Raw genomic sequence first — 9,679 nt, forward strand, 5'->3', positions numbered from 1 at the left:
CCTGTGGCTGAGGAAAAGACCGAAGCTACAAACGCTGGCGCACTGTGGGGCGGCCGCTTCGCCGGCGGCCCCGCCGATGCCCTGGCAGCCCTGAGCAAATCCACTCATTTCGACTGGCGGCTGGCCCGCTACGACATCGCCGGGTCCAAGGCGCACGCCCGCGTGCTGCACAAGGCCGGGCTGCTGGATGACGCCGAACTCGAAGGCATGCTGGCTGCCCTGGCGCGGCTGGATGAGGACGTTGCGTCCGGCGCCTACCTGCCCGCGGAGTCCGACGAGGACGTGCACGGCTCGCTGGAGCGCGGACTCATCGAGCGTGCCGGGACCCAGTTGGGCGGCAAGCTCCGCGCCGGCCGCTCGCGCAATGACCAGGTGGCCACGCTGGGCCGCATGTTCCTCCGTGACCACGCCAGAATCATCGCGCGCGGCGTGCTGGCCACGGTGGATGCCCTGGTGGAACAGGCCAAGGCGCACCATGGTGTGGCCATGCCCGGCCGCACCCACCTGCAGCACGCCCAGCCGGTGCTGCTCAGCCACCACCTGCTGGCCCACGCCTGGGCGCTGCTGCGCGATGTGCAGCGGCTCCAGGACTGGGACAAGCGCGCCGGGGTTTCGCCGTACGGTTCGGGTGCCTTGGCGGGCTCTTCGCTGGGCCTGGACCCGGAAGCTGTGGCGGCGGACTTGGGCTTCTTCTCGGCCACCCACAACTCGATCGACGGTACCGCGTCCCGCGACGTCTTCGCCGAGTTCGCCTGGGTGTGCTCCATGATCGGTGTGGATCTGTCCAGGATTTCGGAGGAGGTCATCTTCTGGGCCACCAAGGAGTTCTCCTTCGTCACCCTGCATGACTCGTACTCCACCGGATCCTCGATCATGCCGCAGAAGAAGAACCCGGACGTGGCCGAGCTGGCCCGCGGCAAGGCAGGGCGCCTGATCGGCAACCTGACCGGGCTGCTGGCCACGCTCAAGGGGCTGCCGCTGGCCTACAACCGCGACCTCCAGGAGGACAAGGAACCGGTGTTCGACGCCGCCGACACCCTGGAGCTGCTGCTCCCGGCCGTCTCCGGCATGATCGCCACCCTGAAGTTCAACACCGAACGGATGGAGTCGCTGGCTCCCCAGGGCTTCGCGCTGGCCACGGACATCGCCGAATGGCTGGTCCGCCAGGGCGTGCCGTTCCGCGAGGCGCACGAACTCTCCGGGGCAGCCGTCAAGCAGGCCGAGTCCCGCGGCGTGGAACTGTGGGACCTCACGGATGAGGAGTATGCGGCCATTTCGGTGCACCTCACGCCGGAGGTCCGCACCGTCCTCTCCACGGAAGGTTCCCTGAACAGCCGCAACTCGCAGGGCGGAACGGCGCCCGCCGCCGTCGAACGCCAGCTCGCTGCGCTGGAAGCCGAACTCGCCGGCGTGCGGGAGTACGCCGGCTAGGACGCTCTCTCACTTAATGCAAAGTTTCTGGCAACGCTCCTGCATAGGGTGCAGGAGCGTTGCCAATTTTCATGCATTAAGTGAGAGAGCATCGGGTGTTGGGGCGGGTGGCCTCACCGCTACCATGGCGCAATGAGCGAAACCTTCCGGAAGTTCCTTCGCACGCTGCCCGACTTTCCATCCGACCTGCCCGGCTTCGATCCCGACAAGTCGCCGCAGGACCCGGTACTGCTCTTCAAGCAGTGGCTGGACGAAGCCCTGGCGGCAGGGGAACTCCAGCCGCATGCCTGCAGCCTGGCCACCGTTGGCCGCGGTTCCGGCGGTGGGCAGCAGCCCTCGTCGAGGATGCTGATCCTGAAGAACATCGACGACGACGGCTGGCACTTCGCCACGTCCCGCACCTCCCGCAAGGGCAGGGAACTGGGCGCCAACCCCTACGCCGCCCTGAACTTCTACTGGCCGTCGCTGGGCCGGCAGGTCCGTGTGCTGGGTCCCGTGACGGAATTGTCCGCGGAAGCTTCGTCCACGGACTGGGCCGAACGGCCCCGTGCTGACGGCAGCGAAAACCCTGACTGGCAGCTCTATGCCATCCGCCCGGAGGAGATCGAGTTCTGGCAGGCCAGCCACGACGGCTCCCATATCCGCCACCGCTTGGGCGCGGACGGCGCACGGCTGGACTAGGCTGGGCGGCATGACCGCTCCCGAACCCGACCTCCTGCTCACCGGGCTTCACACAGCTGCCGACGACGTCACCTCCGACGCCGCCAAGCTCACCGACGACGACGTGAAGGCTCCGTCCGCCCTGCCCGGCTGGACGCGGGGACACGTCCTTGCGCATCTCACGGGCATCTCCAACGCCATGGCCCGGCAGCTCGAGCACGCCGCCCGGGGGGAAACCATCGAGCTCTACGACGGCGGAATGGACGGCCGGAACAAGGCGATCGACATGGCGGCCGGCCACGACGCCGCCACCCACAGGGCGGACCTGGCCGCGGCGCTGGAGCGGGCCCTGCGCGCGTTCGATGCGCTGCCGGGCATCAAGGACTCGTCGGCCAACCGCACCGGCTGGTGGGCGCCCATCTCCTACCGAGGTGGAGTGGTCCTGGACGGCGGCCTGGCCCTCTGGCGCGAGCTCGTCATCCATGACTCCGACCTCCTGACCGGCAGGGGAGCGGAAACCTGGACCCGGCCGTTCTGCGAGCACCTGTTCGACTTCCTCGCAGCCCGCGTCCCGCCAGGGGAGAAACTGGTGCTGCAGCCGCTTGGCCTGCCGCCCGTGGCTGTCGGCAGCGGCAACCGGTCCACCGTGGTCAGCGGCATGCTCACGGACATCGCCGCGTGGCTGGCCGGCCGCGAACCCACGTTGGGGAGCCTGCGCGCTTCTGCAGCGGCCGACGGCGTGGACCTGCCGGCGCTGCTGCCATGGCCTGCGGGAACGCCCGCGCCCAAGTGATTCAGGCGGCTTCGCGCGCCAGCAGGCTCTGCTTGATGGGCAGTCCCCAGCGGAAGCCGCCCAGCGAACCGTCCGTGCGGATCACGCGGTGGCAGGGCACAAACAGGGCTGCCGCATTAAAGGCACAGGCGCTGGCGGCCGCCCGGACCGCTTTGGGATTGCCGGCCAGCCCCGCGTACTCGGTGTACGTTACGGGGGATCCAGGCTGCACCAGCCGGAGCACATCCCATGCGTGGGCACGGAACGGCCCGGACTTCTGCCGCACGGGAACCTGCATGGCCCGCGCCGGATCGCCCGAGTAGAACGCCTCCACGGCAGCCGAGATTTCCCCCAGGCTGGTGACCACTTCAATCGAGGCGGGCCGCAGGGACGGGTGGACCTGGCCGGTCAGGTCGCCGGGATTGCCGGTCCAGCCGCTGGAAAGGACCACGCCGTCCCGGGCAAGGATGGCGAACGGTCCGTCCGGGGTGGACATCTGGAGCAACTGGGCCTTCATCGGTTCGCCTTCTCTGTTGTGCCGGTGCCTGTTGTGCTGGTGCCTGCTGTGCCGGTGCCTGCCGCGGCAGGGCGCGCCGCCGCCCGCCACAGGTGCATGGTGGCATAGGAGCGCCACGGGCTGACCTCACGGAAGTCCGGGCTTGGAACCGCAGCACCGTGGAAACCAGGTTCCGCATCCGCCGCGCCGTGGGCCGCACCGCTCAGGGCCTTGATCCCGTTCCGTACCGCCGCGTCGTTGGCAAGGAATACGTCCGGGGCGCCGAGCACCCGCATGGCGAGGTAGCCCACCGTCCATGGTCCAACCCCCGCCAGCGGCAGCAGCTTCGCGCCAAGGCTGGCCAGGTCGTCGCCGTAACCGAAATCGAGCCTACCCTCCGCCAACGCGGAGGCAGCTGCCCGGAGTGCCTCGGTTCGCTTCCGGGGCCCGCGCAGGGCGGCGTGGCCGTCCGCGGCAATCTCCGCTGCGGTGGGGAACATGCCGTCAAGGCCGTCGCCGGGGCTTTGGCTGGGGCGTCCGACCGCGGCCAGCTGGGTGAGTGCGGTCCGCGCCGCAGCCACGGTGACCTGCTGCCCGATCATCGCCCGGACCAGCATCTCCGCGGGATCCAGCGCTCCGGGCATCCTGATCCCCGGGGTGCTTGCCACCGCGGCCGCCAGCCGGCCGTCCCCGGCCAGCGCGCTGTCGATGGCAACCGGATCCGCGTCCAGGTCGAACAGCCTCCGGACGCGGCTCAGCAGGGCCGGCAGGTCGCGGAGGTCCACCGCGCCGATGGTGAGGGTCAGCGGCCGCCCGGGAGCGCCGTCGTCGAAATCCACCCGGAACCTCGCGTCCCCGTGCGGAAGCCGCAGCGTGCGGGCGTAGGACGCCGCGGTGCCCGTTTCGATGCCAGGGAGGGCGCGCACGGCAAGGAACGTAAAAATCCCGGGGTCGAAGGGTTCCCGGTAGGGGAGGCGGAGGGTGATGGCGGTGGAGCCGGCGGGGGCCTTCGGATGCCGCGCCGCGCGCAGGGCAGTGGGGGTCATGTCGAAGACCTCCAGCATGGTGTCGTTGAACTGGCGGACGCTGCTGAAGCCGGCCGCGAAGGCGATCTCGGCAAGCTTCATGGAAGTGGACACCAGCAGGGTCCGGGCGGTCTGCGCCCGTCCGGCCCGGGCCAGTGACAGCGTCCCCGCCCCCAGTTCCTGGCTGAGGATGCGGTTGAGCTGGCGGGATGAATAGCCCAGGCGGGCGGCCAGGCCCTCCACGCCGTCCCTGTTGATCACGCCGTCGTTGATGAGCCGCATGGCGCGCCCGGCAACATCCTGGCGAAGGTTCCAGGCGGGTGTCCCCGGAACAGCCTCCGGAAGGCAGCGCTTGCAGGCCCGGTAGCCGGCGTCGTGGGCCGCCGCGGAGGTTTCGTAGAACGTGACGTTGGCCGGCTTCGGAGTCCGGGCCGGGCATGAGGGGCGGCAGTAAATGCCCGTGGTCCGGACGGCAGTGTAGAACTGCCCGTCGAACCGGGTGTCCCTGGCATCGATTGCCCGGTAGCGCTGCCAGAAGTCCATTCCTCCATCCTGCCAGCCGCACCGGACCCGGGCTAGCGGAAAACGGACACGGCCGTTTACCCTGCACATACCGAAATTGCCCGGTGTTGGCCGCCGGCTTTGGATAGAGTCTGGCCATGAACAGAAATCCGCTGGCCGGCACATCGCTGCGGGATTTCCTTTCCGGAGATGCCCGCCAGTTGGCGCCCCTGCTGCTGGGGGCGGTGCTGACGCACGAGTCCCGGGAAGGCGTGGTGTCCGTCCGGCTCACCGAAGTGGAGGCCTACCTCGGGCCAGAGGATTCGCTCCACCCGGACCCCGGCTCTCACACCTACCGGGGCCCCACACCCCGCAACGCACCCATGTTTGGCCCGGCGGGGCACCTGTATGTCTACTTCACCTACGGGATGCATCACTGCACTAACCTTGTGTGCGGACCGGAAGGAACGGCTTCTGCGCTCCTGCTGCGGGCCGGGGAGATCGTAGACGGCGTGGAACTGGCCCGGCGCCGGCGCCCCACGTCCAAGGACCTTGCCGACCTGGCAAGGGGGCCCGCGCGGCTGGCCAAAGCCATGGGCATGACGACGGCGGACAGCGGCCGCGATGCACTGGCGCCGCCTTTCGGGCTGGTGCTTCCGCCCCGCACCAGCCAACGGGTGAGTTCGGGCCCCCGCGTGGGAGTCTCCGGTGCCGGCGGAACGGACCGGTATTCCTGGCGTTTCTGGGTCACCGGCGACCCCACCGTTTCCCAATACAAGGCCGCCAAGCCCAGGAGGGCAAAACCGGATCCGGCCGGGTTTCACGGGCGTTAACGGAAATGGTTGTAGAATGGTAGGTCTGTCTTTTGCGATAGGGGAACGTTAAATGCTCGACGCCGATTTGGCCCACGAACGGGACTATGTTGCCGGCCTGTATGCGCGGCTGGAAGAGCTGCGCGAGGAAAAGCGGCGCCAACTGGCCCAGGTCCGCCGGGCCGGGGCTGTGGGCACCATGCAGAACGTCTCTGAGCGTGATGCGTTCGCTGCCCTGTATGAGGACCGCCTGGCCCAGCTCGATGCTGTTGATGACCGCCTGGTCTTCGGCCGCCTGGACCTGGACTCCGGCGAAGCGCAGTACATTGGCCGCATTGGCCTCACCACGGAGGACCTGCAACGGCTCATGGTGGACTGGCGCGCGCCCGAGGCCGGCCATTTCTACCAGGCCACTGCGTTTGACCGCCAGGGCGTCCGCCGCCGCCGGCACCTCATCCTGCAGGGCCGTGAGGTCAAGGCCATCGAGGACGACGTCCTTGACGCGGACATGCTTGCGGACAACGAATCGCTGCAGGGCGAAGGCGCCCTGCTCGCCGCGCTGAACTCCAAGCGCACCGGCCGGATGTCGGACATCGTCAGCACCATCCAGTCCGAGCAGGACCGGATCATCCGTTCGTCGATTTCCGGCGCGCTCGTGGTGCAGGGCGGTCCCGGTACCGGCAAGACCGCTGTTGCCCTGCACCGCGCCGCCTACCTGCTCTACACCCACCGCGACCGCCTCAAGACCGCCGGCGTACTGCTGGTGGGCCCGTCGTCGTCGTTCATGAAGTACATCGAACGGGTGCTGCCATCCCTCGGTGAGACCGGCGTGGTCATGGCCAGCCTGGGCCGCCTCATGCCCGGAATCCACGCTGTCCCCGAGCCCGACCCCGCGGTTGCCGCCATCAAGGGACGGCTGGACATGGCCGGCGTCGTGGCTAATGCCGTGGCCAACCGGCAGCGGCTGCCCGCCGAGGACCGGATCCTTGAAGTCGACGGCCGGAAACTGGTGCTGACGCCGCGCCAGGTGCGCCGTGCAAGGGAACGGGCACGCTCCACCGGCAAGCCCCACAACGAGGCACGCGTGACGTTCGTCAAGATCCTGCTCCGGGAACTGACCGAACAGATGACGGAGCTCGTGGAAGCCGGGAACATCGGCAACAACGCCGACCGCTCCTACCTTGCCGAGGACGTGCGCAGCGCCCGTGACGTGCGGATCGCCCTCAACCTTTGCTGGATGCCCATGACGCCGGAAAAACTGATCTCCGAGCTCTTCAGTAAGCCTGCCATCCTGGAAGCCTGCACGCCCAAGCTTGCCCCGGCGGAGCGCGCCCTGCTGCTGCGTCCAGCGGACGCGCCCTGGACAGAGTCCGATGTGCCCCTCCTGGATGAGGCTGCGGAGCTGCTCGGCGAGCTTGATCCGGCGGCGGGGCGTGGGCTGGCCCAGCAGGAACACGACCGCGCCCGGGACCTTGCGAACGCGAAGCAGACGCTGGTCAACATGGAGGCGGCGGGCGTGGACCCGCTGATGTCGGCCGAGGAACTGGCCGAGCAGAACCAGGAGCAGGAAACAAGGCAGACCGCCGCGGAGCGCGCCACGAGCGACCGCACCTGGGCCTTTGGCCACATCGTGGTGGACGAGGCGCAGGAGCTTTCGCCCATGCAGTGGCGCCTGCTGGTCCGCCGTTGCCCCCTTAAGTCCTTCACGATCGTCGGGGACATCGCGCAGACGAGTTCGGTGGCCGGCGCAAATTCGTGGCAGGGCGCGCTTGGTCCCATGTTCGGTGAGCGCTGGCAGCTGGAGGAGCTAACGGTCAACTACCGGACACCCTCCCAGATTGCTGAGGCTGCCGTCCGGATGGCCAACGCGGCCGGACTGGTAGTCTCGGCGCCCAAGGCTGTCCGCGAAGGACGCTGGTCGCCTGTCATTGACGAGGTGGATCCGGGCCAGGTGGTCAGCCGCCTGGTTGACGTCCTCCCCGAGGAACTGGACGCGCTCGACGGCGGACTCCTCGCGGTCATCGCGGACGGCGCCTTTTTGCCGGAAGCCACAGCGGCCCTCCGCGCCGCCTACGGGCGCCGTGTGGGGACAGGCGCAGGCAGCTATGAGCAGGACATCGTGGTGATCAGCCCCCGGGAAGCCAAGGGGCTGGAGTTCGACGGCGTCGTGGTGCTGGAGCCGTCCATGATGCTGAACCATGAACACGGCAAGGTGGGGGACCTGTATGTGGCGATGACCCGCGCCACCCAGCGGCTGCGGCTTATTGCTTCGGAACCTGTGCCGGCGGGGATCAAGCGCTGATCCTGCCTGCCGCAATACTGCTAACTTAGAAGGCGTGCCAGAACTCAACAGCCTCGAATCGCAGCAGAACGACACCACTTTTGCCAATGTCTGGCAGGAGCTGAAATGGCGTGGCCTGGTCCACGTCTCCACCGATGAAGCAGAACTCGAAAAACTGCTCGCCGACGGACCTGTGACGTACTATTGCGGCTTCGATCCCACCGCGCCGAGCCTGCACTTGGGCAACCTCGTCCAGCTCCTGCTCATGCGGCGGCTGCAGTTGGCCGGCCACAAGCCCCTCGGGCTCGTGGGCGGTTCCACCGGCATGATCGGCGATCCCCGCCCGACAGCAGAGCGCACCCTGAACACCAAGGACACCGTCGCTGAGTGGGTGGGCTACCTCCAGGCGCAGGTCCGCCGGTTCCTTAGCTTCGAGGGTGACAACGCAGCCCGGATGGTCAACAACCTGGACTGGACGGCGCCGCTGAGCGCCATTGACTTCCTGCGTGACGTGGGAAAGCACTTCCGTGTGGGAACCATGCTGCGCAAGGACGCCGTTGCGTCCCGGCTGAGCTCGGATGAGGGCATCAGCTACACCGAGTTCAGCTACCAGATCCTGCAGGGGATGGACTACCTCCAGCTTTACCGGGATTATGGCTGCGTGCTGCAGACCGGCGGCTCGGACCAGTGGGGCAACCTCACCAGTGGCACGGAACTGATCCGCAAGGTGGAGGGCAAGAGCGTCCACGCACTTGGCACCCCGTTGATCACCAACGCCGACGGCACCAAGTTCGGCAAGAGCGAGGGCAACGCCATCTGGCTGGACGCCGGCATGTGCAGCCCTTACGCCTTCTACCAGTTCTGGGTCAACACAGCGGATGCCGACGTCGTGAACCGGCTGAAGGTTTTCACCTTCCTTAGCCGGGCCGAGATTGAAGAAATCGCCGTGGCTGTGGCTGAGCGTCCGTTCGCCCGGGAGGGCCAGCGGAAACTTGCCTATGAAGTGACATCCCTCGTGCATGGAGTGGAAGCCACTGAGAAGGTCATCGCGGCCTCCGCCGCACTTTTCGGGAACGGCGACCTCACTGCCCTCGACAAGGCCACCCTCCAGGCGGCGACGTCAGAGCTTCCTTCCGCGACAGTCCAGGTGGATGCGCTGGGAATCGTGGACCTCTTGGTGGCCTCCGGCCTTTCCGAAAGCAAGTCGGCGGCCAGGCGCACGGTTGGCGAAGGCGGGGCCTACGTCAACAACGAGAAGGTGTCGGATCCCGAAGCCGTGATTTCGGAGTCCGAACTTCTGCATGGGCAGTACCTGCTCCTGCGCCGCGGAAAGAAGAACCTCGCCACCGTGGAAGTCCTGGTTCCCTAGTCCTGTTACAGCCCCGCGAAGGCCCCCTGCACGCTCCTCCGCAGCCGATTTGCACGGCCGCGGGGGAGCGTGTAATGTTTTCTGAGTCGCCGCCGCTGAAGCGGAAAAATAGCGACCAACCCCCACCGAAAAGTGAAGCAGCTTCACGATGCGCAGAAGCGCTGAAGGAAGAAATGCTTCACTTTCTGATGGGCGGATTCATTCCGCAGAGTGAATTCCGGGAAAACAACCGGATTTGCAAAGTGAAAATGAATGAAATAAGATTGAAACATCGCAGCGAAGAAATACGGAATAGAAATTCATTGAATTGGATTGTTCCGGGAATATTCGAA

9 protein-coding genes are annotated in these 9,679 nt (G+C 67.3%); 7 read left to right on the forward strand and 2 right to left on the reverse strand.

Going from position 1 to position 9,679, the window contains the following annotated elements; all coding sequences use genetic code 11:
• The first annotated feature begins 3 nt into the window (after window positions 1–3).
• The 3 genes from argH to Q9R30_RS05200 all read left to right on the forward strand — a co-directional run bounded on the left by argH (window position 4) and on the right by Q9R30_RS05200 (window position 2,884).
• Window positions 4–1,431, forward strand: coding sequence for an argininosuccinate lyase (gene argH / locus Q9R30_RS05190; RefSeq protein ID WP_311216958.1), 1,428 nt, complete (start codon window positions 4–6; stop codon window positions 1,429–1,431).
• A 132-nt stretch (window positions 1,432–1,563) separates the two neighbouring features.
• The gene (locus Q9R30_RS05195; RefSeq protein WP_104997448.1) at window positions 1,564–2,112 is read left to right on the forward strand and encodes a pyridoxal 5'-phosphate synthase; all 549 of its coding nucleotides are present in this window, start codon (window positions 1,564–1,566) and stop codon (window positions 2,110–2,112) included.
• 10 nt (window positions 2,113–2,122) lie between these two features.
• The gene (locus Q9R30_RS05200; RefSeq protein WP_311216959.1) at window positions 2,123–2,884 is read left to right on the forward strand and encodes a maleylpyruvate isomerase family mycothiol-dependent enzyme; all 762 of its coding nucleotides are present in this window, start codon (window positions 2,123–2,125) and stop codon (window positions 2,882–2,884) included.
• A 1-nt stretch (window position 2,885) separates the two neighbouring features.
• On the opposite strand, the gene Q9R30_RS05205 is transcribed toward Q9R30_RS05200, so the two are convergent.
• Together Q9R30_RS05205 and Q9R30_RS05210 are read right to left on the reverse strand one after the other, a co-directional pair.
• Window positions 2,886–3,380, reverse strand: coding sequence for a methylated-DNA--[protein]-cysteine S-methyltransferase (locus Q9R30_RS05205; RefSeq protein ID WP_311216960.1), 495 nt, complete (start codon window positions 3,378–3,380; stop codon window positions 2,886–2,888).
• A complete protein-coding gene (locus Q9R30_RS05210) occupies window positions 3,377–4,927 on the reverse strand; it encodes an AlkA N-terminal domain-containing protein (RefSeq protein WP_311216961.1) in 1,551 nt (516 codons plus the stop codon). Before Q9R30_RS05210 ends, Q9R30_RS05205 begins: the two co-directional genes overlap by 4 nt.
• Window positions 4,928–5,043: 116 nt before the next feature.
• Here Q9R30_RS05210 and Q9R30_RS05215 point away from each other — a divergent pair, with 116 nt between their 5' ends.
• The 4 genes from Q9R30_RS05215 to Q9R30_RS05230 all read left to right on the forward strand — a co-directional run.
• Complete coding sequence (locus Q9R30_RS05215) at window positions 5,044–5,718, forward strand: DNA-3-methyladenine glycosylase (RefSeq protein ID WP_104997452.1); 675 nt, start codon at window positions 5,044–5,046, stop codon at window positions 5,716–5,718.
• Window positions 5,719–5,770: 52 nt separating this feature from the next.
• Complete coding sequence (locus Q9R30_RS05220) at window positions 5,771–7,999, forward strand: AAA family ATPase (RefSeq protein WP_311216962.1); 2,229 nt, start codon at window positions 5,771–5,773, stop codon at window positions 7,997–7,999.
• Window positions 8,000–8,033: 34 nt separating this feature from the next.
• Window positions 8,034–9,347, forward strand: a complete 1,314-nt coding sequence (gene tyrS, locus Q9R30_RS05225; protein WP_104997454.1) for a tyrosine--tRNA ligase — start codon at window positions 8,034–8,036, stop codon at window positions 9,345–9,347.
• 74 nt (window positions 9,348–9,421) lie between these two features.
• A partial coding sequence (locus Q9R30_RS05230) for a hypothetical protein (RefSeq protein ID WP_311216963.1) occupies window positions 9,422–9,679 on the forward strand: 258 nt, incomplete at its 3' end.

It is taken from the genome of Arthrobacter sp. AB6, from assembly GCF_031844545.1.
Lineage (GTDB): Bacteria > Actinomycetota > Actinomycetes > Actinomycetales > Micrococcaceae > Arthrobacter.